General features: G+C 51.9%; 26 protein-coding genes. 18 read left to right on the plus strand and 8 right to left on the minus strand.

The features are described from left to right. Positions 1–97 precede the first annotated feature (97 nt). The 10 genes from OGM81_04805 (at position 98) to OGM81_04850 (ending at position 10,489) form a co-directional block, all read left to right on the plus strand. Positions 98–373: a MobC family plasmid mobilization relaxosome protein gene (locus OGM81_04805; protein UYJ44457.1), complete on the plus strand. Its 276-nt coding sequence runs from the start codon at positions 98–100 to the stop codon at positions 371–373. Continuing rightward, positions 373–1,770, plus strand: a complete 1,398-nt coding sequence (locus OGM81_04810; protein ID UYJ44458.1) for a relaxase/mobilization nuclease domain-containing protein — start codon at positions 373–375, stop codon at positions 1,768–1,770. Before OGM81_04805 ends, OGM81_04810 begins: the two co-directional genes overlap by 1 nt. Then, on the plus strand, positions 1,745–2,308 hold the full coding sequence (locus OGM81_04815) for a PcfB family protein (GenBank protein UYJ44459.1): 564 nt from the start codon (positions 1,745–1,747) through the stop codon (positions 2,306–2,308). The genes OGM81_04810 and OGM81_04815 overlap by 26 nt, the downstream gene beginning before the upstream one ends. Beyond that, positions 2,309–3,130 (plus strand): hypothetical protein, encoded by an 822-nt coding sequence (locus tag OGM81_04820; protein UYJ44460.1) that lies wholly within the window; start codon positions 2,309–2,311, stop codon positions 3,128–3,130. It begins immediately after the preceding gene. Positions 3,131–3,135: 5 nt separating this feature from the next. After that, on the plus strand, positions 3,136–4,971 hold the full coding sequence (locus OGM81_04825) for a type IV secretory system conjugative DNA transfer family protein (protein ID UYJ44461.1): 1,836 nt from the start codon (positions 3,136–3,138) through the stop codon (positions 4,969–4,971). Then, positions 4,968–5,294 (plus strand): TrbC/VirB2 family protein, encoded by a 327-nt coding sequence (locus OGM81_04830; protein ID UYJ44462.1) that lies wholly within the window; start codon positions 4,968–4,970, stop codon positions 5,292–5,294. The genes OGM81_04825 and OGM81_04830 overlap by 4 nt, the downstream gene beginning before the upstream one ends. A gap of 103 nt (positions 5,295–5,397) precedes the next feature. Beyond that, entirely contained in the window at positions 5,398–6,861 is a 1,464-nt protein-coding gene (locus tag OGM81_04835; GenBank protein UYJ44463.1) for an ATP-binding protein, read from the plus strand. Between the two features lie 116 nt (positions 6,862–6,977). Continuing rightward, positions 6,978–7,808: a hypothetical protein gene (locus OGM81_04840; GenBank protein ID UYJ44464.1), complete on the plus strand. Its 831-nt coding sequence runs from the start codon at positions 6,978–6,980 to the stop codon at positions 7,806–7,808. Between the two features lie 4 nt (positions 7,809–7,812). Beyond that, positions 7,813–8,154, plus strand: a complete 342-nt coding sequence (locus OGM81_04845) for a PrgI family protein (protein UYJ44465.1) — start codon at positions 7,813–7,815, stop codon at positions 8,152–8,154. After that, on the plus strand, positions 8,141–10,489 hold the full coding sequence (locus tag OGM81_04850) for an ATP-binding protein (GenBank protein ID UYJ44466.1): 2,349 nt from the start codon (positions 8,141–8,143) through the stop codon (positions 10,487–10,489). Before OGM81_04845 ends, OGM81_04850 begins: the two co-directional genes overlap by 14 nt. Positions 10,490–10,557: 68 nt before the next feature. On the opposite strand, the gene OGM81_04855 is transcribed toward OGM81_04850, so the two are convergent. From OGM81_04855 to OGM81_04875, 5 genes are all read right to left on the minus strand, one after another. Continuing rightward, positions 10,558–10,764, minus strand: a complete 207-nt coding sequence (locus OGM81_04855) for a hypothetical protein (GenBank protein ID UYJ44467.1) — start codon at positions 10,762–10,764, stop codon at positions 10,558–10,560. Between the two features lie 83 nt (positions 10,765–10,847). Continuing rightward, positions 10,848–11,300, minus strand: a complete 453-nt coding sequence (locus OGM81_04860) for a VOC family protein (GenBank protein UYJ44468.1) — start codon at positions 11,298–11,300, stop codon at positions 10,848–10,850. Positions 11,301–11,331: 31 nt separating this feature from the next. Then, a complete protein-coding gene (locus OGM81_04865; protein ID UYJ44469.1) occupies positions 11,332–11,769 on the minus strand; it encodes an ASCH domain-containing protein in 438 nt (145 codons plus the stop codon). Positions 11,770–11,778: 9 nt separating this feature from the next. Continuing rightward, complete coding sequence (locus OGM81_04870) at positions 11,779–12,381, minus strand: SOS response-associated peptidase (GenBank protein UYJ44470.1); 603 nt, start codon at positions 12,379–12,381, stop codon at positions 11,779–11,781. A 16-nt stretch (positions 12,382–12,397) separates the two neighbouring features. After that, entirely contained in the window at positions 12,398–13,084 is a 687-nt protein-coding gene (locus tag OGM81_04875; protein UYJ44471.1) for a helix-turn-helix domain-containing protein, read from the minus strand. A gap of 146 nt (positions 13,085–13,230) precedes the next feature. Between OGM81_04875 and dinB the strand changes: the two genes are divergently transcribed. The 4 genes from dinB to OGM81_04895 all read left to right on the plus strand — a co-directional run bounded on the left by dinB (position 13,231) and on the right by OGM81_04895 (position 16,911). Continuing rightward, positions 13,231–14,484, plus strand: coding sequence for a DNA polymerase IV (gene dinB / locus OGM81_04880; GenBank protein UYJ44472.1), 1,254 nt, complete (start codon positions 13,231–13,233; stop codon positions 14,482–14,484). A 12-nt stretch (positions 14,485–14,496) separates the two neighbouring features. Continuing rightward, positions 14,497–14,769: a hypothetical protein gene (locus OGM81_04885; GenBank protein UYJ44473.1), complete on the plus strand. Its 273-nt coding sequence runs from the start codon at positions 14,497–14,499 to the stop codon at positions 14,767–14,769. Between the two features lie 82 nt (positions 14,770–14,851). Next, entirely contained in the window at positions 14,852–15,277 is a 426-nt protein-coding gene (locus OGM81_04890; protein UYJ44474.1) for a DUF3846 domain-containing protein, read from the plus strand. A gap of 2 nt (positions 15,278–15,279) precedes the next feature. Then, positions 15,280–16,911, plus strand: coding sequence for a peptidoglycan DD-metalloendopeptidase family protein (locus OGM81_04895; GenBank protein UYJ44475.1), 1,632 nt, complete (start codon positions 15,280–15,282; stop codon positions 16,909–16,911). A 562-nt stretch (positions 16,912–17,473) separates the two neighbouring features. On the opposite strand, the gene OGM81_04900 is transcribed toward OGM81_04895, so the two are convergent. The 3 genes from OGM81_04900 to OGM81_04910 all read right to left on the minus strand — a co-directional run bounded on the left by OGM81_04900 (position 17,474) and on the right by OGM81_04910 (position 20,135). Beyond that, the gene (locus OGM81_04900; protein UYJ44476.1) at positions 17,474–17,845 is read right to left on the minus strand and encodes a hypothetical protein; all 372 of its coding nucleotides are present in this window, start codon (positions 17,843–17,845) and stop codon (positions 17,474–17,476) included. Between the two features lie 165 nt (positions 17,846–18,010). Beyond that, positions 18,011–19,231, minus strand: coding sequence for an NAD(P)-dependent oxidoreductase (locus tag OGM81_04905; GenBank protein ID UYJ44477.1), 1,221 nt, complete (start codon positions 19,229–19,231; stop codon positions 18,011–18,013). 151 nt (positions 19,232–19,382) lie between these two features. Further along, positions 19,383–20,135 carry an IclR family transcriptional regulator gene (locus OGM81_04910; GenBank protein ID UYJ44478.1) on the minus strand — a complete coding sequence of 251 codons (753 nt, stop codon included), beginning with the start codon at positions 20,133–20,135 and terminating at the stop codon, positions 19,383–19,385. Between the two features lie 372 nt (positions 20,136–20,507). On the opposite strand from OGM81_04910, the gene OGM81_04915 reads away from it, so the two are divergent. The 4 genes from OGM81_04915 to OGM81_04930 all read left to right on the plus strand — a co-directional run bounded on the left by OGM81_04915 (position 20,508) and on the right by OGM81_04930 (position 26,093). Further along, a complete protein-coding gene (locus tag OGM81_04915; GenBank protein ID UYJ44479.1) occupies positions 20,508–21,902 on the plus strand; it encodes an MATE family efflux transporter in 1,395 nt (464 codons plus the stop codon). A 213-nt stretch (positions 21,903–22,115) separates the two neighbouring features. Further along, entirely contained in the window at positions 22,116–23,081 is a 966-nt protein-coding gene (locus tag OGM81_04920; GenBank protein ID UYJ44480.1) for an ABC transporter permease subunit, read from the plus strand. 16 nt (positions 23,082–23,097) lie between these two features. Then, entirely contained in the window at positions 23,098–23,961 is an 864-nt protein-coding gene (locus tag OGM81_04925) for a carbohydrate ABC transporter permease (GenBank protein UYJ44481.1), read from the plus strand. Positions 23,962–23,981: 20 nt separating this feature from the next. Beyond that, positions 23,982–26,093, plus strand: coding sequence for a hypothetical protein (locus OGM81_04930; protein UYJ44482.1), 2,112 nt, complete (start codon positions 23,982–23,984; stop codon positions 26,091–26,093). The last annotated feature ends 47 nt before the right edge of the window (positions 26,094–26,140 follow it).

Raw genomic sequence — 26,140 nt, forward strand, 5'->3', positions numbered from 1 at the left:
AATAAGAACTTTTTGCCGATTGCATTGTACGATGCAGTCGGTTTTTGTTGGGGAGGAATAGACAATCAGAGAACGAAACAATCGCATTACATTCCACATGAACGACAAGGAGCTGGAAGAACTGAACCGGAATGTTCAGTGCGCCGGTATTTGCAGAGAGAAATATATCCGCTGCGCGTTGATGGGCATTACCATTCACCCCCGCACACCGGACAGCTGCAAGGCGCTGGCAAGGCAGGTGGCGGCGGTCGGAAACAACCTGAACCAGTTAGCGCGCATTGCCAACTTCAACGGCAAGGCAGAGGACGCTTATCTGCAAGAGGCGCAGCAGATCATGACTCGCATCTGGCTGCTTATGAAGGAACAGTTATAATGGCGACAACAAAAATCCTGCCGGTGCGCAAGCGCCTGAAAGACTGCCTGGACTATGCTGCCAACCCGAAAAAGACCGAGATCTTTCGCGGCGATGCGCTCGACCGGCTGATGCACTACACCCAGAACGAGAACAAGACGGAACACCAGCTCTATGTCACCGGCTTTAACTGCGACCCGCAAAACGCCTGCCTGATTATGGAGGCAACCAAACGCCGCTGGCATAAGGAAGTAGGACACGGCAATGCCGGCTACCATATTATCCAGAGCTTTAAGCCCGGCGAAGCCAGCCCGGACCAGGTGCATCAAATCGGCTGCGAATTCGCCAGACGCTGTCTGGCGGATCGGTTTGAGTGTACGGTGTCCACCCATCTGGACAAGGGGCATCTGCATAACCATATTGTGGTCAATTCGGTTTCCTTTATGGACGGCAAAATGTTCCGCAACGATTTCAAAACCTACTATCAGGGCATACGGCAAATTTCCGATGACCTGTGCCGGCAAAACCGGTTGTCAGTCATAGAAACGGACGGGCGCGGCATCTCGTATGGCGAATGGCGCAACCGCCGCGAGGGCAAGCCGACACTGCGCGGTATGGTCAAAGCGGATGTGGAAATGGCGCTTGCCGAAAGCTCCGACTTTGACGATTTTGTCGGCAATCTGCAAAAGATGGGCTATGAGGTCAAGTACGGTTCCCGCGTCAAGCACATGGCGGTTCGGCACCAAGACAGTAAAAGGTTTGTGCGGCTGGACGGTGTAGCGCCGCAGTTCTCCGAATCGGAATTGAGAGAGTTTTTCACGCAACTAAAAAAACTTCCGCCCGAAATGCAGCAGGAATATCAGGCAGAAAACCAGCCTGTGCAGCAAGGTTGGCAGACGACACCGGCACTGCCGGTTGTGCGCCGCGTGCGCTGCCGCAGCAGACTGAACCGCCCGTATAAAAAGGTAGGCGGCATTATGGCTTGCTACTACCATTATTGCGCCTTGCTGCGCAGAAGCTACCGCGGCAAAAGCGGACGGCGCTGCTACTACCTGCTGCGCGAGGATTTCAGCAAATTCAACCGCTATCGGCGGCAATGCGATTTGCTGTGGGAGCAAAAAATCGAATCCACCGAGGAACTGCGGACCTACAAGGCAAGGCTGACCCACGAACTGGAGGTGCTTACCCAAAAACGAAAATATCTATACAACCACAAGGAAGCCCTGACGCCGGATGTCCGTAACAGGCGGCTGGAAGAATTGTCTGCCCGGATGCGAACCGTGCGCAGGGAGCTGAATACCTGCGCAGACATTGAAACCGATGCTGCCGCCTTGCAGCTGAAATGGCAGGAAGTGCGGCAGGCTGAAAAAGAAGAACGCGAGGTGAACGAAAATGAACAACGGCGGAGAAGCCGCTGACCAGATGGTGCGCGAGGCACTGCAATTTTCTGAGGTGGCTATCAAGCTGACAGCGCTGGGCTTTAAGAACTCACTGGCGATAGCGCTTGCCTACGCCAAGGAAAACCCCAAAGTGCGCGGCAAGACAAGTCTTGACCGCCTACTGCGCGAGGGCAAGGAGATGAAGATCATTCCTTTGCAGACCAAGGATCTTGCCCAGTTCAAGGCGTATGCCAAACAGTACGGCGTGCTGTTTGCGTCCATCAAGGACAAGAGCGCGCCGAGCGAGAAAATCGACATTATGTTTAAGGCAGAGGATGTATCCAAGCTGAACCGCATTTATGAACAGCTTGGGTATACCGTGCCCAAAAAGATTGCAACTGACCGAAAAAACGCAGAAACCCGCCGCCAGACGCCCGATCCGATGCTGACGCGCGGGAAGACGATGGAGGATATTGACCCCCGCCCCTCGTTCAAGACGGTGGCGGCACAGCTGCGCAAGGCAGCAGCCCGCAGTGCGGAACGCGCGGTCAATGCGACCCGAAAGGAGGAACGCTAAATGTATGAGCGTATGAACATTGAGGATTGGAAAGCCAAAAAGAAGAACGACCGCGATGCCGTGCTGGCCGACCAAAAGCAGGCGCTGCAGGAGGTTTTGCAGGACGGCGCGGATCTGACCGCCTACCTGCTGGGGCGCGGCAGGCTGGGCAGCGGGATTACCTCCGGCAATGCCGCACTGGTGCTGAAAGCCTGCCCGCAGGCGACTGCCGTGATGTCCTTTGACGGATGGAACCAATTTGGGCGCAGGGTCAGCAAGGGTGCCGTTGGCATTTCGCAGTTGGTGCGCTCCGACGGCTATTTTACGGTGGGCAAGGTGTATGACCGTTCCGCGACCTACGGCAACAAGCCCTGCCCAACGGTGGAGCTGCAGGGCGACCAGCTTGGCAAAGCCATTGCGGTATTGACCGCCTTGTCACCGGTGGATGTGCAGTTTGATGAGAAGCAACCCACCGGTTTTCTTGCTGACGAAAATCTCATTCTCTATCCAAGCGGTGCAAGTGATGAAGAAGTCCTTGCGCGTCTGCCCGCGGATATTGTTCTTGCCACGGCAGCGCAGTGCTATGCAGAGGTCGGTAATGAAGAATATCTGCACCAGATGGCGTTGGCTGTGTCTGTTGAAGTTTGTGGGCGGCTCGGTCTGGCACCACCCGCCGATGCCGCCGACAGGCTGAACGGCTTGCGGGCGCATATCCCTGCCGGGGAGGAGCGCCGCGCGTTGGAGGAAGTGCGCGAGATGGCCAAGGTGTTTGGCGATTCCGTCTGCAAGGAACTGGACTTGCAGCGCCCGCGCAGTGATTTGCAGCGCGCAGAGGAACGCTGACCGCCATGCGCCCGAATAAGGATCGACAGAACCTCTGGCTCTGGGTTGCCTTGCTGCTGCCGCTGCTCTGGCTGGCGGCAGGGCTGGCGCAGATTACCGAACAGGCGCACGGGCTGTCCGCTTTGGCGGCAGGGCTTACCGCGCTGTTGAACGACCCGCTGAACCTGCGTTGGTGCAGCAGCACCCCGAAATTTTTGCTGGCGGTTTTGGTGCTCTACCCGCTGGGGGTGTATTGCTATCTGCTCGACCAGGCGGATCGCCGCCCCGGCGAGGAACACGGCTCTGCCTATTGGGGCAACGCCAAAGAGTTGAACGAACGCTACCGCAACCGCAAGGACCCGTGGCAGGAAATCATTCTTTCCCAGAATGTCCGCCTCAGCAATGATTCCTATCAGCACCAGCGGAATCTGCACGTTGTTGTGATTGGCGGTTCCGGCAGCGGTAAGACCCGCTTCTTTGTAAAACCGAATGCCCTGCAATGCAGTGGCTCCTACTTCTTTTTGGACCCCAAGGGGGAGCTGACCTATTCCCTCGGCGGTGCTATGGAGAAAAACGGCGTCACCGTGACGGTCATTGACTTTGTGCATTTCCGCGGACATTACAATCCGGTAGCGTACCTGAAAACCGATGAGGACGCTATGAAACTTGCCTATGCGCTGGTGTTCAACACCAAAAAGAACCCGGCAGCCTCCGGCGGCGAAAACGAGTTCTGGGACAAGAGCGCTGTTATGTTTTTGGCATCGTTGATTTTGTATATTCTGTACGAATCCCCGCTGTATGAGCGCAATCTCAGCACGATGATGGATATGATTCTGGAATGTAAGGTCAGCGAGGACAGCTATGATGAAAACCGTATGGATATTCTGTTCGGTGAACTGGAACAGCGCGACCCGCATCACCCGGCTGTGCTGCAATACCGTTCGTTCAAGCTCGGCAGCGCGAAAACCCTGTCCAGCATTATGGTCACGGCGGTATCCAATCTGCATATGCTGCAATCGGCGGCGTTTGCCGAGATGATTGCCACCGATGAAATGTTCCTGCCGAAGTTGGGCGTGGAGAAACGCGCCATCTTCTGCGTTATCCCCGACAATGACGATACCTTTAACTTTATGGTTTCGATTCTGTACACCCAACTGTTTGACCAGCTGTTTCGCCTTGCTGATTCCACGCCGGAATTCCACGGCACACTGCCGGTTCATGTACGCCTGATGATGGACGAGTTTGCCAATGTCGCAACGCCGGAAAACTTTGTAAAGATCCTTGCCGTTGCGCGCAGCCGCAACATAAGCTGCGATATCATTCTGCAAAATATTTCCCAGATCAAAAGCAAATACAAGGACGACTGGGAAACGATCATCGGCAACTGTGACAGCTTAGTCTACCTTGGCGGCAACGATTACAGCACCTTTGAGTACATTTCCAAGCTGCTGGGCAAGCAGACCATCCGCACCAAGGGGCAGAGCATCGGCAAGGGCAGCCACGGGTCGTCCAGCGACAGCTATCAGGTCACAGGGCGCGAGCTGATGACCCCGGACGAGGTGCGCCGCATGAAACGCAGCGACTGCCTTGTAATGATCAGCGGCGAGGCACCGGTGAGGGACAAGAAATACAACCTTTTTGACCACCCAAACCTGAAATACACACCCGACTACCGCAGCCCGCGGGGACTGCTGCATCGCTTTGCAACCCCCATCCCCGCGCCGGAGGGCTACACGATGCCCCCGGATTATATGGCGCAGGCCGGCACGGTATCGCTTGCTTATGTGGCGGAGCTGACCTGCCCCGAAATTACCGAAGATCTATACGATGAATTACAAGAATGGGAGGAATCTCTATTATGACAATCAAAAAACCTGTATCCGCACCGGAAACCCAGCGCAAAATCAAGCGCAGTTACCTGACGGTTGCCACGGTTGCCGCCGCGGTAATCGTGATGGCGCTGCCTGTGTATGCGGACGACCCGCTGGCGACCATCAATGCACTGAGTGATTTTGTGTTCAGCGCCATTAAGGCGATTGGTGCCATTCTGCTGGGCTTCGGCATTGTGCAGATCGGTCTTGCCCTCAAAAGCCACGATGCCGGGCAGCGTGCGCAGGGCTTTATGACCTTTTTCGGAGGCGTAGTTATCTACTTTGCCAAGGATATTTTGGATATGATTCTGTAAGAAGAAGCACTACGCTCATTATACTTGATTATTTTCCCGGAAAATGCTATATTATATTGAGCAAGATTCCAATACTTTCAATCAGTATAATGAGGTGATGAGTGTGGCACTGGTGACAAATGAGCAGGTAATTAAAGCCCTCCGAAATTACAATCCTTGGTGGAGAAATCCAAGCGCTGCGAAAGAAGAAGATCGACCACAGCATCGTGTTGCCTATCATGAAACACTGCGAATTATGCAGCATAAGACGATTCGGCGTTTTGCTGTTCTTTCCGGCGCACGTCGCGTAGGTAAAACGACCATTCTTTATCAAATCATCAATCACCTGATTGATAACGGTGTGAATCCGCGAAATATCTTTTATGCAACCTTTGATAACCCCGTACTGAAAATGGCGGGAGTTGATATGGTTTTATCTGCTTACGATTCCATGTACCCGGTAGAGGGTGTGCGCTATGTTTTCTTTGACGAAATTCAGTACACCGAAAATTGGGAACTCTGGATGAAAGTGATTTATGACAGTCGTAAAGACATTCGGCTGGCGGCCACAGGTTCGGCAAGCCCTATTATTGAGGATGCGTCAACCGATAGCGGAACAGGTCGTTGGACAGTCATTAAAATTCCCACGCTTTCCTTTTATGAATACTGCCAGCTTTTGCAGTTGGATGATATGCCGTTACTGCCGGACCACTTAAAAATCACAGATATACCTAAAATGGAAAATGCCGAGGTCGCGGATTTGATGGCGCGCTTTGAACCGTTAGTTAAGCATTTCAACCGCTATCTTACCATCGGCGGATTTCCGGAACTGGCGCTGTCCGATGATGATCTTTATGCGCAGCGTATGCTGCGTGAGGATGTTGTGGATAAGGTAATAAAGCGCGATGTGCTTACCTTGTTCAAAGTTCGCAGTCCACTGTTAATGGAAAAGCTATTCCTATACTTGTGCATGAATTCAACAGAAATCTTTAGTGCTACGACTGCGGCTAAAGAGTTGGATAATATATCCCCGAACACCATTGAATCCTATGTGGATGCCCTTGTAAAATCCAACTTGATTTATATGGCATATCCAATCGCTGTCGGAAGCAAGTCGGTTCTGAAAGGGCGTCCTAAGATTTATATAGCGGATGCCGCCATTCGCAATGCGGTTCTGATGGTAGACGATGTTCTGTCCGATGAGCGTGAGTTGGGGCTTTTAATTGAAACCACTGTATATAAGCATCTGGTATCGTTTTATCAAGGGACAGGCGCACAGCTTGGCTATTATCGAAAGGCAAAAGAAAATCAAAAAGAGGTCGATGCCGTAATTGAACTCCCGCAGCAAAAAATTCTGTGCGAAGTCAAATACAAAAACAATTCGCATATACCGCAGACGGATGGCATTGTAGAATTGTGCAATGATCCTAAAGCTGGCATTACAGATGCCTTTGTCATCACGAAGCAGCTGGAGGACTTTGGCGTGACGCGCCATGAAACTTCTCCTAAAATCTATCGAATTCCCGCTATTGCATTTTTGTACCTTATTGGCAAGGAAGAATCCGATGGAATGAGTGGCAGACTTTAAACCCTGCATTTTCCTATTGCACCCAACCGCATAATGTGTGATGGTGGAAAAAACACAGCGACCGTTTTGCTTTTCAGCAAGACGGTCATTTCTTTTGCCGGAAAGAAGGTGAAACCTTGAATCAAAACTGGATCGTAGAAAATCTGAACAATGCCTTTTCCACTTGGAACGGAAAATTGACAGAGCTTTGGGGGCTGGTGACAACCAGCCCCCAATCTTTTAAGGGCGGGGCTGTATGGGGCGTGATGCAAAGTCTGCACAATGCGATGATCGGCATCGGCTATGCGCTGATCGTGCTGTTCTTTGCCATATCGCTGTTCAAAAACACTGCCAACTTCCATGAACTCAAACGCCCGGAGGCTGCCGTGCATTACCTCATTCGCTTTGTGGCAGCCAAAACCTTGGTGGGTTACGGCATGGACATCATGCTCAATATCTTTTCCATCTGCAATGGCGTGGTCAGTGATATGGCTGCCGGTATGGGCGGCATTTCGCAGGCTATGGTCGCACTGCCCGGTGAGGTGCAGTCTGCCATTGAAAATGTCGGCTTTTTAGCCAGCATCCCTTTGTGGCTCGTCACGATTCTGGGCAGTCTGTTCATCACGGTGCTGTCGTTCGTGATGATCCTCACCGTGTACGGGCGGTTCTTTCGCCTGTATATGTACACGGCGCTGGCTCCCTTGCCGCTGGCGAGCTTTGCCGGGGAAAGCACACAGTCGGTCGGCATTTCCTTTATCAAGAGTTATGTCGGCGTCTGCCTGGAGGGGGCAGTCATCGTGCTGGCGTGTGTCATCTATGCCGCTTTTGTCAGCACGCCCACGGTTTCGGGCGGCGAGGCTACCACGATGGTGTGGAGTTATCTGACCGAAATTATCTTCAATATGCTTGTGCTGGTCGGGCTGATCAAAGGCTCCGACCGCATAATCCACGAAATGATGGGGTTGTAAAAGTATGCAGATTCCGATCAATAAAGACATTCGGCGCTATCAGGAAGAAATTCTTATGGGGCTGACCCTGCGCCAGTTACTTTGTTCCGGCATCGCCATTGGGTTGGCGGTGCTGATTTATTTATGGACAAAACCGCTGTTGGGGCAGGAAACCGCCAGCTGGCTGTGTATCCTTGCCGCGGCACCCATTGCCGCCGCGGGATTTTTAAGCTATGACGGGCTACCGTTTGAAAAGTTTGTTATCATCGTGTTGGAAAGCGCGATTCTGTACAACGGTTGGCGGGTATGGAAAACCGAACTGCGCCCCAAACAAAAAGGAAAGGTGAAGAAGATTGCGTTTAAGTGAGTATGCGTCAACCCAAAGAACCTACGGCAGCCGCAAGGTGCCGCGCAGTGTGCAGCAGAGCATCCCCATCGACCGAATCTATGAGGACGGGACATGGCGCTGCGGCAATGTGTACAGCCAGATGTGGTCCATGCCGGACATCAACTTTACAATGAGCGATGAGGACAATAAAGCAAAAATCCTTAACCTGCTCGGCAAGGTGTATATGGGTGTGCCTTCTGACTGCTGGCTGAAAATCTGCATTGTCAGCCAGCGCATGGACGAGAAGTGCTTCCGCGAAAATGTTTTGCTGCACCGCAACCTTGACGGCTTGGATAAGTGGCGTGTAGAACGCAACCGCCGAATCCGACAATGCGTCCAAGACGCGGGCAATGTGGTGCAGCACAAGTATCTGATTCTATCCACCAACAAACAGAACGTTAACGATGCCCGCAGCCGTCTGCGGCAGGTGCAGGGCAACCTTCTGGCGGAGCTTTCCAATCTGGGCTGTACAATCAAACCTATGACAAACAATGAACGATTGGAGGTGCTGCACAACTTCTTTCGGCGCGGCGAGGAAGGGCGCTTTCAGTTCAGCTTTGATGACTACGGAAAATTGGGCAACGATTTCCGCAACACGATTGCACCCGATGCGATGCGCTTTACAACCCAACACGCGGAAATAGACGATGGATTTGCCAAGGCAATGGCGATTGCGCAGTATCCGCAGCAGCTGAGCGATAATTTTGTGGCGACGCTGCTCCAACAGGTGCCGTACATCGTTCTCAGCATTGATATTACACCGGTAGAAACCGAGGATGCAATGCGGGAAATCGAGGCTTCTCAAATGAAGATTGACTCCGAAAAGTACCGCGCAAACCGACGCAACGTAGAAAATCTCGACTTTATGGCAACCATCTCTCCTCGCAACCAACAGCAGGAAAAGTACACAGCAGAGATCCGCAATGCCATCTGTGAGGGCGACCAACAGGTATTTATGGTGCTTTTGAGTGTGGCGTTCTTTGCCGACACGCCGGACGAATTGCGGCAGGAAACCGATGCACTGCAATCGGCAGCTTCCAATTTCAACTGCCGCTTTACCGAGATGCGCTTTCAGCAGGAAAACTGCTTTAACACAGCTATGCCCTATGGGCTGCGCCGTGTGGAAAGCAGCCACATGATGCTGACCCGCAGCGTCACGGCGCTGGTGCCGTTTGTGGCGCAGGAAGTACAATCCCCGCAGGGTATCTTCTACGGCAGAAACGCAATTACCGGCAACCTGATCGTGGGCGACCGCACCAAGCTCATCAACGGCAATGCGATGGTGATTGCCACCTCCGGCAGCGGCAAATCCATGAGCGTGAAGATGGAAATTATAATGGAGTTTTTGCGCTGGCCGAACGCGCGGTTCATTCTGGTGGACCCGGAAAATGAATATGAGCTGCTGGTCAAGGCGCTGGGCGGCGAGGCGATCAAGGTGTCTGTGGACAGCCGGACATACTTTAATCCGCTGGATTATCATTACGACCCCAAGACCGATGTGCCGCCCGATGTTGCCAAAATTGAGTTTGTACTGTCGATGCTGGACAAGCTGATCGGCGAGAATGGGCATCTTCAGCCGGAGGACAGAAGCCTGATTGCTGCCAGCCTCAAAAACATTTATAAACCGCTGATTGCCTCCGGCTACACAGCGCCCTGCCCGACGCTCGGTGATTTGTATCGGGATTTGAACAAATCCAACCTGCGTCGCGCAAAGCAGCTGGCGTTGATGCTGGATGTATTCGCCAACGGCAGCTTGCAGGCGTTTTCCCACACCACCAATGTGGATATGAACAACCGCCTGATTTGCTTTAATATCCAAAGTCTGGGCGACCAGCTCCGCCCGATTGCCATGATGTCCCTGCTGGAGTTCATCAATATGCAGGTGATGACCAACCGCCGCAAGGACGCCACGGCGGCAACATGGATCTACTTTGATGAGATTCATGTGCTGTTAAAGGACCCGATGAGTTCCAATTTCCTGTATTCCTCTTGGAAAAGGTTCCGCAAGTACAATGCCTACGCCACCGGCATCTCGCAGGATATTCAGGATTATCTGGATAACCCCGTGGCGTATGCGCTGCTTTCCAACAGTGAGTTTGTCATTATGCTGCGGCAATCGAAAAGTCTGGAAGCCTTGGAACGCCTGTACGGGCTGTCCAAGCCGCAGCTGGAATTTCTGCGCAACGCCAGCGAGGGACACGGCATTATCAAGATGGGCAACAGCATGATACCGTTCTCCAATCTGGAACCCAAGGATACGGCGGTGTATAAGCTCATCACGACCAAACCGGGTGAGGCAACCGCAGAGAAATGATTTTGCATGAGAAATGATTTTGCATAAAGAAAAGGCGGGCCGAAGCCCGCCTTAGAATTAGTGGCAGTCTAGTGCTGCCAGATATTGTTTTCTAAATCACGCAGACGCGCTTTGTAGTCGTTAATAAGCGCCTGCGTGTTTTCTGTATCGGGGAAGCTGACAATATAGCCGTCCTCGGATTCGTGAAAGCCGACAATGCCCGCAAGCCCTGCCATCTCCGCAACCTTGACCAAGGTATGGTAATCATACTCACTGTTGTTTATGTGTAAAATCATGGGGTTCTCCTAACTGCCGTTATTTGTTGCGGATTTGTTCTACAAACTGGAAGTTGGCAATTTCCTATACCTATGATTTCTTATCAAAGAGGCTGCATCATTTCAAGGATAATGCCATCCGGGTCTCTGAAATAAAACGCTCTGCTTTCCCCAAATCCATCTGCCCTAAAGTCGAAATACTGCGGTTCAGACAAGCACTCCACATGATTTTCGATAAGGGTATTATAGACAGAATCAATGTCATCCGTATAGAAACATACTTCCGAGATGGATGTCGTAAACAAGTCGGATTGTTCTTTATGAATCTCGCTGTTTACGAACTGAATCAGCTCGACCGGTGGCGTTTCAATAGCCTTAGAACCGTTCAAATAAGCGACCCTTGCTTTGCAATTTGCTCTACGAAACATTTTATCGGTTTCTTTGCCTTCCATAAAAATTTCTCCTTGAAACGCAAGACCAAGGATGTCCCTGTAGAAAGCAACCGAGCGATCCAAATCAGAAACTGTTAATCCAACGTGATAAATTCTTCCAACCATATATATTCCTCCCAAGAAATTTCGATTTATCTCACTGCCCATCTGCGCGGTAAATCACATCAAAATACTCGCAGACGCACTTCATGCTTTCGTCAAAGTTCCTGCCGATTTCCTCACACGCTGCGGCAAACGCCTTGCGGTGGGCTTTCTTCCACGCGGCAAGGGTGCCGTCCCCCTCGGCGGCGGCACAGTCTGCCGTCACATCTTCAAACGGGACAACGTCCACCTTTGTGGTGCGGGTAATGCAGCGCGGCTGCATATCGCTGTCCAGCACGACCGTGTAATCACCCGTGCGCGGCAGCAGCTGCATCTGGGCTTCAAACAGGCTGAACAACCCTGTGTTGGCGCGTTTTTTGCCGCAAAGAATGTTGTCCAGAATTTCATCGGTGCCGTTGCTGTCATAAAAACAGACATTGTAGGCAGGAATCGACACCCCTGAATCCTTTACAAATTTCTCAATTTGATCCATAGAACCCTCTCACGCAAGATCATCAAAGCCTAACTGCCCATCACAGCTTGTACGCAGCAGCAGCGGCGGGCGGCTGCAAAGCAGCTCCAGCGCCGCACCGGCGTCCACCAACCACGGGCGCACCTGCTCGTGGGAGAGCAGCAGCGGCATACGGTCGTGGATGGGCGCTACCGAATCGTTGGGCTCGGTGGTCAGAATGATAAAGCAGTTCACACCACTTATATTATCATAAATGCCCGCCAAGTAAAGCGGCTGTCCCGGCATTTGAAAAAAATATTTGTGCTTGGCGGCGTCCCATTCATAAAAGCCGGTGGCGGGGATCACGCAGCGCTGGAAGGCAATACTGCGGCGAAACATCGGCTTTTCCGTCACCGTTTCGGCGCGGGCATTGATGATTTGCTGTCTGCCGCGAAAACCGGGCAACCCCCATTGCTGAAACTCGCCCACGATCTTCTCCCTGCGAGAAACCAGCACTGGTGCCACCTGCGAGGGGCAAATATCCCCTGCCATTGGGAAATTGAGTTCGTTTCCCTCGCTTCTGCGCTGTGCATCGCGCACGATCTGGCGAATCTCTTTATACTCATCGGCAGAAAACTGATACCGTCCACACATACGCGACGCTCCTTCCTTATCCTACTACAATACCGGCGATTCTGAACTCGTCCTCCTCCCGCACAGGGATGGGGACGTATTTTTTATTCAAGGAAATCAGCGCAACGCCGTTTTCGTCCTTGCGCAGCTTTTTGCAATAGCCTTGGTCGTTCAAGGTGCAAAGCACAATATCGCCGTTGTTGGCATCTTGTGCCGCTTTGGCCCACACGGTCTGCCCGTTCACAAAGCGCGGCTCCATACTGTCACCGGCGATGCGGACACCGAACTCCGCCTTGGCGGGTACGGATTCGTCCACTTCGGTCATCTCTTGGGCGTCATCGTCCAGCCACTGACCGGTACCGGCAGAGGCAGGCTGTAAATAAACCGGCAGCAAACGCAGTGTCGGCTCCGGTTTTTCGGTAAACTCTGCCGTGTGCAGCAGCATAAATCGGTATTCCCCCAGACGCTGCTGCCCCACCGGATTCAGTTTGGGCTCAGAGTCCAGATACAAGTCTGCCACATCCTCAAACCCCAAAGCCTTTGCCAGCGCCACACCCACGGTAACGCGGGGTTCACGCTCGCCGGCCTCCCACGAAATCAAGGAGCGTGTGGACACAGCCTTCTCGGCTTCGGGCAGGAACTGCTGCATTTTCTGTACGACCATCTCGCGGGTCATTTTCTGCGCCTCACGCGCGGCACGAATTCGCTTATTCCAGTTGCTCACGGTATATCACCTCAAACATATTGTACTGCCTTTTGTATGTAAAGTCAAGTGTACAATTACACGGATTTTCATTTGCAGTTTAGCAAATCACACTTGAAAGTGAAATATTGTGGTGTTACAATAGGCGTATAGGAGGTGGGAACGATATGGGACAGCGGCATATACTGCATTGCGATTGCAACTGCTTTTACGCAAGCGTTGAAATGCAGGAACACCCGGAACTGCGCGGGAAAAGCATTGCCGTATGCGGTGACCCGGAGGCGCGGCACGGTATCGTTCTCACCGCAAGCTATCCCGCCAAGCGGATGGGCGTGAAAACGGCAATGCCCATCTGGGAGGCAAAGCAGCATTGCCGGAATCTGATCGTGGTTCCCGCCAGCTATGGCAAATACCAGAAATACAGCAGCTATGTGCGCGAGATTTTCCGTGACTACACCGACCAAGTGGAGAGTTTTGGCTTGGACGAGGCGTGGCTGGATATTACGGGCAGTCTGGGTTTGTTTGGGGACCCTGTAAAAATTGCCAAAGAAATCAGCGACCGCATTAAACGGGAGTTGGGAATCACCGTTTCGATTGGCGTTTCTTTTAATAAAATCACCGCAAAACTCGGCAGCGATTATAAAAAGCCCGATGCCATAACGGTCATCGAGCCTGATAATTATAAGCAAATTGTCTACCCGCTGCCGGTGGGTGACCTTTTGTATGTGGGCAATGCCACACAGCGCAAGCTCGGCAGTTACGGCATCCGCACCATCGGTCAGCTTGCGGAAACGAACCCTGAAGTCCTCAAGGGCTGGTTTGGCGTGATGGGCTATACACTCTCGGCATTTGCGCGCGGATTGGACCAGACGCCGGTCGCCAAGCAGGATGCACATTCTGCCATTAAGAGTGTGGGCAACAGCGCCACCACACCGCGCGATTTGACCACAGATGAAGATGTGTGGCTGATGTTGGTGCTGCTCTCCGAAAGCGTTGCCATGCGTATGCGCGACCTCGGCAGTAAGTGCAATGTGGTGGAGATATATGTGCGCGATAATGAACTGTCTGGTTTTACACGCCGCCGAAAGCTGGACAACCCCACCAATGTAAGTATAGAAATTGCCCGCATCGCCTTTGAATTGTTCAAGCGCAATTATTCGTGGCCGAAGCCCCTGCGCGGCATTGGTGTGCGCGGTGCCGATCTGTGCCCCGCAGACTGCGCAGTGCAATTAGGCTTTTTCTCCAATGAGGAAAAGCGCGAGAAGCTGGAGCACATCGACAAAGCCGTGGACACTCTGCGCCAGCGGTACGGCTACCGCAGTGTGCAGAGGGCCGTAGTATACACAGACCCGGTGCTGGGCAGCATTAACGCCTACGATGACCATAATATTCACCCGGTTGGGTACTTTCATACAGCTTGAGGAGGCACCATAATGGTACAAAGAGAGAAGCGATATGTGGCAGTCGATGTACGCTTCAGCACCGAGGGACGATTGCGACCTCTGCAGATTATTTTTGATAAAGGGCAGGTCTACAAAATCGACAAGATCAAGGACATCTGCCGCCGCGCCGCCGATGTGGGCGGCGTTGGGGACCGCTACACCTGTATGATTCAAGGCAAAGAGCGCGAGTTATGGTTTGAAGATGGACGGTGGTTTGTGGCGGCGAAGGTGGCTACCAAGCAAGCGCCCCCGTCTAACGCATAAGGAGCCGGACACTTTATATTTGTCACCCCCGCTGTATCACCCGATACAGCGGTATTTTTATTGTCAAAAAGGAGATTTCTACATGGTAAACGAAAACAAAATCCGTATTCTGTATGTTCAGCCGGGCAAATATCCGGAGGAACGGTTTGTTGTGAATGAGCTGCACCCCCTTCAGCAACTTGTCGGCGGGGATATTCAAGCCGTATACCCGTGGTCAAAGGACAATGTGGCGCTTATCTGCAACGATTCGGGCAAGGTGGACGGTCTGCCGCTGAACCGTTGCATTGAGGACTACGATGTTATCGCGGGCAATTTCTTTATCTGCGGTTTTTCCGGGGAGGAATTTTGCAGCCTGACCGACAAGCAGCTTCGACACTACGAAAAGCTGTTTCGTGACCCAGAGTTGTTCTTGCAGACCCTCATTGGCATTATGCCGATGAAATGCACCCCTGACCAGTATAAACGCCTGATGCAGGAGCGCAGCGCCGCCAACCGTGGGGAGCGCTGACTATGGAGTATAAGCGCAAGCGGCTGATACGCGCGGCATTGCAAAAAGCTGAAGCCAAGCGAAAGCAGACAGTGCGGCAGGCGGAATCGGCAGCAGATACCGAGCAGCAGACGCCGGAAGAATACGCCCAGACGGTTGTTTCCGAAAAAGCCATACACACGGCGGAGAACCTGCAAAATGAGGCACTGGACACAGGACGAATCAGCTACCGTCAATTTCGGATTTTACAGGAAAAGCGCCAGCGTGTGCCAACCACACATGTTGCCCAGCCCGCTGAAACAGAAAATACCCCCTTGGCGCAGAGTGCCGACCAGCGAGAAACAGGCAAGCGCCAGCGCTTTCAGCAAAGGGCGCTGGATAAGCGGGAGATCAAAACGCCCGATTCCTACCGTGACAAAATGCAGGCGTTGAAACGCCAACACCTCACGCGCGAAACGGTGCGCCGCCATCTGGAAAAGCAGGCGGGCGGCACGGTGCTTGGCAGCGGCGTCAGACTGCCCGATACAGTCCCTGCTTTTTCCGGTGGTATCAGGCAAGCCGCCCTGGGCAGAGTCCGCACGTTGCTGCAAGCTGCTTGGCTGCGCTTGAAAGCGGTGCTGACGCGCACGATACGCCGCGCAGCCGGTTCGCTGATGGCGCTGCTTGGCGCAGGCGGCGTGGTGCTGTTGCTGGCGATGGTCATAGGCGCGGCTGCGGCGGTGATCGGCTCCCCGATGGGCATCTTGTTTGCCGATGAATCCGGCGACCCGAACAGCATCCGCATTGCCGAAATCGTTGCCGAAACCAATGCCGACTTCGGCACAGCGATCAACGACATTGTGTCGGCGCACCCGGAATGCAGCGAAACCACGATGGAATACGACTACGAGGACGGTCATACTTGGGCGAGCTACTGGCCCGAAGTGCTGGCCGTCTTTGCCGTGCAGAACAACCTGAACAACGACGGCGATGTGGTCGTCATAGACGAAGGCAAGAAGCGGTTGATTCAGGACACCTTTTGGGCGATGCACGAAATAAGCGCCGAGGTGGAGGAAGTAACCGCCACACCGGAACCGACCGAGGACGAACCCGACCCGGAGCCGGTCACGGAGTACATTCTGCACATCACGGTCAGCAGCAAATCGGTGGACGCGCTGGCAGATTTGTACCGCTTTACGCAAGACCAGCGGGACATTTTGCACCAGCTGCTATCCGAGGAAATGCGCCCCAGCCTGTTGGCACTTTGTGGCGGGACTGCTGTTGCCGATGGCGAATTGTGCTGGCCGCTGCCGGGGCACACCTATATATCCTGCCACTTCGGGGAAGTGGACGCCTTCGGCAATGCCGGGCATCGCGGCACGGACATTCCCGCGCCGGAGGGTACGCCTATCCTCGCTGCCCACAGCGGTACGGTACTGGTCAGTGGCTGGAACGACAGCTACGGCAATCAGGTGCTGCTGGATAACGGCGCTGGACTTTCCACGCGGTATGCCCATATGACAGCATCAGCCGTCACGGCGGGCGAAACCGTGACGGCTGGTCAAGTGATTGGTTATGTAGGCAGCACCGGCGACAGCACAGGCAACCACCTACATTTTGAGGTAATGCAGGATGGTGTGCGTGTGAATCCTATGGATATGGTTTCCGTGCGCTGATATAGGCCGGTACCCATTTTGTTTACTTGCGATTGGCTTTCCTGCGCAGTACGCTAATTACAGCCAGCGCGGAGCCGCTGACAGTCCTGTCTCCGCAACCACCAAAAACAGCGCTGAATCATTTGATTCAGCGCTGTTTTTTGCTTTGCAAAACTTGAATTTCCTGTCCCTTTACCCCAATTTTACCCCTGACAGCATCGTGCCGGCGTGTCTAAGAAAAGATCCCCCGCTTATAGCTCATGCTTTTGCAGGAAACGCGCAGCTTTTTTGGCGACCGATTTGCGCGAGCTGTCTAACTGGGTGTGCGCAAAACGCAGCATAGCCTCCCGGCTGTGTGACAGATCAAAATAGCGGTCGAAACAATCCAGAATATGGCCGCACATGACCTTACATTCCCTACCACATTAGGAATATGAAAACGTTGCAGAAAGAAAAATAACATAGACAAAGGCCGAGATCAATGTGCTCTAGTGGACATGGGTATATCGAATACGGCAGATACAAAAATGGCAAGACCGTTCAGCCAGATGCCCGCCTGGAAAATACTGCTGGGAACGCTGGCTCAAGTAAATACCTGTTCATTTACCTTACCAAAGCGGAACCGAATTCCCTCAATAGGAGTTACCACCCGCATTTGCCGCGATTTGGCGGCAAAAAAGAGATAATTGAAAAAATATCCCAGAGCATTACCGAGAAAAATCATCATTACAGAAAGACCATTGCTGAAAGCCTTGCCGGCAGCACCGGTAAAAGACCAAGCGCTGAATTGCGTCATGAATGCGGTGGAACCCACCATCCACCACAGCATTTTTCCTCCGCCTTTAAAATAGTCACTGGTATTGGAAGAAAAGGTTCGAAAAATCCATCCTATTACAATGAGAAAAACAAAATAAATACCAACAATCAGGATGTTCAGCCATTGGTTTGAAAGCATGGAGCAACTCCTTTCTCCTCGCATAAAGGGGGATGTTTTTCGGGTCATATGACCTTTTATAATCATAACATGGATGTGCTTGGATTGCAAGAAAAGGCAGTGCTGCAACGGAGTATGCTCCATACAAAAAGCCGACCGCTGCCAGCGGTCGGCTTTTTGTATGGGTCAGTCCTGAATGGAAGAAAGATACTCATCCATAACCTGAGCAACTTCCTTGGAATATTTTACAGCTTCCACTACGGTGCGCGCTCCTAATACCACATCACCGCTGGCAAAAATGCCAGGACGGGTGGTGTTCCCGTGAACATCGGTGAACAGAAGGCCATGCTCTGTGGTTTGCAGACCGGAGGTGGTGCTCACAATTTTGTTTTTGGGCCCCTGGCTTACGGCTATGATCACGCCGTCTGCATGGAACAGCATTGGTTCAGACAGGCGGCAGATATTTCCATCCTGGTCAAACTCTGCCTGTTTGAACCACACTCCGTCCCTGTCAATCGATTCTGTGCGTGCGCCATACAGGAATTCTACGCCATCCGCTACCGCATAATCCACTTCACGTTGGCTGGCGGCTGCTTTTGGACCGCGGCAAAGCACACTTACTTTTTTGGTGCCTTTTCGCAGCGCAGTACGTGCAACATCCATAGCGGAATTGCCTGCACCGATCACTGCCAGATGTTCGCCCAGATCATATACATCGGGATCAACGAGATAATCAATGGCAAAGTGGACGTGACCCAGGCTTTCCCCGGGGATTCCAAGTTTTTTGGGACGCCATACGCCGGTTCCGATAAAAATTGCCTGATAGCCATCTCTCTGCAGGTCATCCACCGTTAAGGCACCGCCTATGGAGGTGTTTGGCCGAATGTGAATGCCCATTTTCAGCAGCTGTGTTTTATAACGATCCAATATTGTTTTGGGAAGCCGGAATGCCGGAATGCCGTAACGAAGCACGCCGCCGATTCTTTCCCGACTTTCAAAGATTGTTACATCATGTCCTTTTTGAGCCAGAAGCACAGCGATGGTGATTCCGGCAGGACCGCTTCCGATGATAGCAGCCCGCTTTCCGGAAGAAGCCGGCAAAACGGGGGACAAGCGATCAAGATAAGCGTCGGAAATGTAATTTTCAATGCTGGATATGTGTACCGGCATTCCTTTTCGTCCCAGCACACAGTGGCCCTCGCATTGCTTTTCATGATCGCATACCAGAGAACAAACAATGCTGAGGGGGTTGTTCAGAAACAGCATTTCTCCCGCTGCCTCCAGTTGATTCTGTAAAAACAGCTGGATCATATCGGGAATAGGCGTATTGATGGGACAACCCTTTCTGCATTGAGGTACTTTGCAGTTCAAGCAGCGTCGGGCTTCGTTGACGACGTGTAAAGCCATTTAATTCACTCCTGTTCTTTTGTCTTAAAATGTTCCGGGGTTCGGCGTCTGTCTGGTTGAAAGAAAAATATATATAAAGTCAGCGCAGAGCACAAATGCCGCACCAAACATTTTCTGGAAACAAGAGAAATCTGTACACAACGAAATAGACTTAGCGCAATGTATAGTCGGCAGTTTTGGAAATTTCCGAGGCAGCCGCCTTCAGGTCGGCCACTATCTCCGAAGCGTCCTGGTCGCTCAGGGCGATATCTGACAAAGAAATGGACGCAATCACATTTCCTTTATGATCAAATACGGGAACGCCGTAACAGAAGGTAAACTCTCCCAGCTCCCGGTTTTCGGTCGCATACCCTTTTTGCCGGATCGAATCCAGCTCTTTTAAAAGGTCATCCTTGGAAACGATGGTGTATGGCGTGAAGGGAACAAATTTGATTTTGTCGATGATGGAAAGCTGCTCCTCCCTTGGCAGATAGGCAAGTATGACCTTGCCCAGAGAGGTGGCGTATACTGGTTTGCTGGAGCCGATGGCACAGGTAGCCAGACGCACATTGCGGCCTACATACTTGTAGAGATAAACCACCTGTGTGCCGTTCAAAACACCTACAAAGGCGGTTTTATTATATTTTTCCGCTAAAGCAGGCAGATAACTGCCGCATTGCTTTATCAGTGTCAGATCGCTGACATACTTCATGCCAAGGGAAAATGTTCGTATGTCGAGGCAGTATTTTTTGTCGTTGTTTTCCACAGTTTTGATGTATTGAAGTTCAAGCAGCGAATGAACAACGACAAAAGCGCTGCTTTTTGCCATATCCATTGCCTGCGCAATTTCCTGAAGAGTGATTCCGTTTTCACTATTTGCAATCAGTTCCAGGATGGCCAGCGTGCGTTCAACAGTTCTGTTCATATTTCAAAATCCCGTTTAAATTATAAAATGTAAAATTGTGAATACGGTTCATAAAAAGAGTAGCACATTCAGCTTCTGCTCGTCAAGTGTCTCGGAAAAATAAATAAGTTTGCTTGGAACAGAATTTTATTTGCAGCAGTTTCATGCACGAAAAATACAAAAATTTGAAAAAATAATGTGTAAAACGTGAACGATTACAAAAAAATGATGCAAAATATATAAAAAACGACGATAAAAATCGCATTGACAGGCCTTTGTGGGGTAGTGTATACTGTGTTTAGAAAAGCTATGAACTTAGTTCATAGCTATGAACCGGCTGGACCGGGAAGCAAAACCAGATAGGATAAACGCTGAGAAAGGTCTGGCGAAAAGATGGCGCTTACAGTTGCGGAAAAGGATCTGAAAAAAAGAGAATTGTTTCTGGAAGGAAATATACTCAAAGGGGTTTTGACGGTGTGTGTGCCCATGGCGGCGTTCCAGCTGTTAAACGAACTGTTCAGAGTTTTCGACCTGGCCATTACAGCCCGCATCAATCCGGAGTCGGTGGCGGCGGTTTCGTTTTTCAACCAGCTAAACAACTCGGTGACAGCCGTGGGAACAGGCCTTTCCATCGGAGCAGGAATCCTTATTGCCGGATTTTATGGCGCCGCCGATTATGAAAATGTCAAAAAAACGGTGAACACCACCTTTTTTCTCGCAGTAGGCGGCGCGTTGCTGCTGGCAATCTCGCTGATACTGTCTGGCAAATGGGTGCTCCGCTTGGCTAACACCCCCGAAGAACTGGTGGAGATTGGTTGGAATTATTACCGGGTGATCATGGTGAACCTGGTGTTTGTCTTCTTCAACAATGTGTATGTAGCGATCGAAAAGGCGCGCGGGAACGGCGGCAGGATATTGGGTGTGAATCTTCTGATGGCTGCGGCAAAATTCACTCTGTCGGGAGTGTTCGTTCTGATATTCCGCAAAGGTGTTGTGATGATCGCTTTTTCCACTTTGCTTTCCAACCTGCTTGTGACTTTGATCGGTATATACAGCCTGCGGGATCCAAAGGATGTATTCGGGATATCACTGGAATATATCCGAATGGACCGTCTGTTTATCAAAAAGCTGTTTGGTATTTCTCTCCCTGTGATGGCAGAAAAATTTGCTTTCAGTACCGGCAAGGTGGTAGTGAACTCGGTAGGAGTGGACTATGGTACCCAGACAGTAGGCGCTTTGGGAGTGTCCAACAGTATCAGCGCATTGTCTACGGTTCCGGCAGGAAGCATCGGTGACGGCGGTGCTTCCATTATCCGCCAGAATATCGGAAGCGGGAAGAAAGACCGTGCCCTGAAGGTGTTCAAAAGCGTATTTCTGGTGGACGTGGCTTGGGGAACATTGGGATTTTTACTTACATGGATATTTCTCAACCCGATTCTCTCGGTATTTTCGGGCGGAGATGCAGCGTTTGCCCAACTGATCCGACAGATTTTTTTGCTGGAGATGCTTTCCAATATTTTTCTTGCAGTACATGCGGCGATTATGGCGCTTTTGTATGCCTTCGGATATACCAAGCTGTCCTTTGGCATTAATTTTGCAAGGCTATTCATTTTCCGTCTTCCCATTTTGTTTGCCCTCAAGCAGTTTACGGCTCTGTCTGGCGGCACTGCCATGGGAATTGTAATGATGGTGAGCAACGGCCTTACAGGTTTGTTTGCCCTGCTGGTGGCGATGGTTGTACTCCGCAAGGAGTATGGGTCCGGTTGGATAAAACTTTTACTGCATTGAACCATCATCTGCGCGGTTTGCGCGGTGATGTTGAGATGACATATACGCTGAAATGGCGAAGCTGACGCAGCAAATCATTCAACCTTATCGTCGGCCTTTATCCGGAGGGTGGTGGAAATGCTTCAGAAAATATGTTCCGTGCCGGGCAGAGAAACGGAGGGATGGATATAGAACCTGTGTTCAGAGGAAAACAAAAGGAGGAATGTATAGCAAATGGTTCAAAACGAAATTAAAATGCGCAAACCCAAAAGCAGAGAACTAATCCATGCGCTGGTCCAGGATTGGCGTTTGTATGTTTTGCTGCTGCCTGTGGTGCTTTGGTTTGCACTGTGGGCGTATAAGCCTATGGGCGGGCTTCTGATAGCCTTCAAACGGTACGATTCTAGTCTGGGCATCTGGATGAGCGAGTTCAAAGGCATCGACAACTTCGTAAATCTGGTGGCCGGCGTCAACAAGGAACAGTTCTGGCAGGCCTTCCGCAATACCTTTGTGATCAACGCCTACAGCCTGGTTTTTGGATTTCCGGTACCAATCATTCTGGCGGTACTTTTTTCCGAGATCGGCAATGGCTTTGTCCGCAAGGCTACCCAGACCGCGACCTATCTGCCTCACTTCCTTTCCGAAGTAACCATTACCGGCATCACCATTATGTTGGTGTACAGCGGTGTTCATTCCACCGGTGTGCTGGCAGCCCTGTTTCAGAATATGGGATGGCTGGAGGAAGGGGTGTCTATGCTGTCCAAGGCCAACTATTTCCGGCCTCTGTACATAGCGGTGGGCATCTGGAAGGAAAGCGGATACAGCTCCATCGTGTATTTTGCGGCGATCATGGGCATATCGCCCACGCTGTATGAGGCCATGAAGGTGGACGGCGCCAACAAACTGCAGGAGCTGCGGTATGTCACTTTCCCGGGCATGGCCCCTACCCTGATCATCATGATCATCATGCGCATAGGCAATATGCTCTCCATCGGGTATGAACGGGTGCTGCTGATGTACAATTCCAACGTGTATGTGACGGCAGACGTTCTGTCCACCTTCGAACAGCGCATTGGTATTTTGTCGGCCAACTATGGCATGGGAGCTTCGGTAAGTCTGTTCAATTCACTGATTGCTTTTGCGCTGGTGATCGGAGCCAACTCCATAAGCCGCAACATATCCGATACTTCGCTGTGGTAAATAGGAGAATCTGATTATGGGATTACTGAACAAAAGTGAAAAGATATTCAAGGTGTGTTCCTATCTGCTGGTGATTGCCTTTGCCCTTGTCACGCTGTACCCCATTGTATACGCCTTCAGCGTGTCCATCAGCGGAAAGTTGGCCTACGAAAGCGGTCTGATCACCCTGCTGCCCAAGGAGATCACCCTGCAGGCCTATGAAATGGTCATCGAAAGTAAGGGATTTTGGATTGCCTATGCCAACACCCTATTTTACACGGTGATCGGCACCGCCTGGAGCATGGGTATTTCCCTCACCGGTGCCTATGCTTTGCAGAAGAAAAAGCTGAAATTCCGCCGCCAGTGGAACTTTTTGCTGGTGTTTACCATGTGGTTCAGCGCCGGTATGATCCCCCTGTATCTGAATTATAAGAGCATGCATGTGGATAACCGCTGGGGCATGGTGGTGGCTTTTGGCGTGCAGGCCTACAACATCATTCTGCTGCGCAACTATTTCAGCAGCATCCCCAAGGAGTTGGAGGAGGCCGCCATTGTGGACGGCGCCAACGAATTCCAGCTGTTTTACAAGATCTATGTGCCCATGTCCACGGCCAGCATTGCAACGGTGACGCTGTTTTACGCTATCAGCCGCTGGAACGGGTACTACTGGTCCCGGATGCTTCTCACCGACCCCTACCAGCAGCCGCTGCAGGTGTATCTGCGGCAGCTCATCGAAAACTACCAGAAGCTGTACGATGAATCGCCGGTGGTTCTGTCCTACTCGGCAGACAGCCTGGCGTATGCCATCATCATCTGCTCCATCATTCCGGTTTTGGCTATCTATCCTTACATCCAGAAGTATTTTGCAAAAGGCGTAAATATGGGCGGCGTGAAAGGATAATAAAAATTAAGGAGGATACAATGAAAATGCGAAAATTTGCCGGCTTTATGCTGGCGGGCACCATGTTGCTGTCCACCCTGTCCGGGTGCGGCTCCACCATCGTGGACCAGGCGGGAAGCGCCGGGGCTGAATCTGCGGCCAGCAGCGAACAGACCCAGTCCACCGAGGACAAGACCGACCTCACCGAAAAGGTAAGCCTCAAAATCAACTATGCGGCCGGCAACAAGTCCCGTACCATCACCTACAACCAGGAATCCCCCCTGACCCTGCCCGACGGCACCGTGTACACCGCCGGTATGCTCAAACCCATGTGGGACTATGTGGAAACGGCCCTTAACTGTGAACTCACCGATATCACAACCCAGGACCAGAAAGCCACTGAGATGATTGATATCGCCTCTACCACCAACTTCTCCGAGGCCAACATTTTTGGCGGTAACTCTATTGCTGACGATCTGATGTACTACGGCACCGAAGGCAAATTCGTCAATCTCAGCGACATGATGGCCCAGGGCTATATGCCCAACTTTAAGGCCTATCTGGATGCCAATCCCGATGTAAAAACCGCCATCACTGCATATGACGGCAACATCTACCACGCACCCTATATTGCAGAGTTGAACAACTTTGCCCGCAGCTTCAGCCTGCGGCAGTCTTGGGTGACTATGCTGCTGGATGATCCCAACGCGGCTTACGATACCAACGGCGAGTTTGAAGTCTACTACGATGGCTTCTATGTGGGCGACAACACCCGCGGAGGCGACAACGGCGGCACCGTGACTCCTAAAGAAGGCGTTGAAATCACGAAGAAAACTGATCAGAGCATCATTGAGATCCAGAACGAACTGGCTGTGAAGAATGGTGAGACCCTCACCAAGGCCATGGTGCAGTACATCAATGACAACTATGACTACGAAAAGCCCTCTGAGCTGTTTCTGGGTGAAAAGGCAGCCTATGACATCGACGAGCTCATTGCGCTGATGCGCTGCATCAAGGCCAATCCCACCTATCTGACACAGGGTAAGGCGGACACCGTGTGGCCCATGTTTACCCGCCAGTCTTCCTACCGGGAAGATCTGCTGCGTCTGTCCACCTATTTTGACGGTGTGAAGGCACACAGCGCCGACAGCTATACTTCCCGTTGGTATATCGATGAAACCGGTACCCTGCAGTATACCTACTCCACCGAGGGTATGTACGATGTGCTGTGCTACCTGTCGGATATGGAGGCCGAGGGCCTGATTTATTCCGATTGTTATGATCTGACCAACAAGACCAATTTCCGCAGCACCCTGTGGGGCACTGACGAGAGCGAAGCGCCCGCTTATGGCTTTATCACCTTTGACTGGCAGGCTTCTTCCACTGCTGATTCCCTTAACAAGGACATCGTGGTGGTGCTGCCCCCGGTGGCCAAGGTGAACGGCGTGTGGCAGTATTATATCGACAATGGCCGCGCCATCAAGCCTGATGGCTGGTCCATCTCTGTAGCCGGCTGCGCCACCGATGCTGAGCTGTACCGCTCCTGCGCTCTGCTGGACTACTTCTTCACCGAAGAAGGCTCCACCCTGCAGAACTACGGCCTGCCCATGTTCCTGAAGGAAAACGAGACCTATACCGGACCCGATGGCAAGGAATATCCCCAGTACACCGATTGGGTGATGGAGACCTGCGCTTCCGTGGCCAAGGGCGACCTTTCCACTTTCCTGCGCGACTGGCTGGGTTGCCTGATTCCCATCGGCTACCAGAAGGATATCGGCTTCGAATACCAGTATACCTCCGAGCGTGGATTTGAAGGCTGGGAGCTGCTGCAGAATTCCACCACACACTTTGCCACCTACGCGGGCGAAGGTATCAAGGGTGATAACCCCAACTATTACAAGATGGTTCCTCCTGTGTTCTCTTTGACGCTGCGTCAGAAGGAGGCTATTTCCGAAACCACTACCATGGGTATGGAAGATCTGAGCGAGGAGATGTTCAACATCGTGCGGTACAATGCCAAGGGGAATGCTCCGAACGGCATCTCCATTCCGGCCGATTACAACGAATATCTGGCTGCATTTGAAGCAAGAAACCTGGATGCGTATGTTACTGCCTATCAGCAGGCATATCAGGTGATGACCGCGGCCCAATAATTGTGCGCGTGCTGTTTCGGGGAGACCTCGGTCTCCCCGAAACAAAC

Source organism: Oscillospiraceae bacterium (assembly GCA_025758045.1).
Taxonomy (GTDB): Bacteria; Bacillota; Clostridia; order Oscillospirales; family Ruminococcaceae; genus Gemmiger.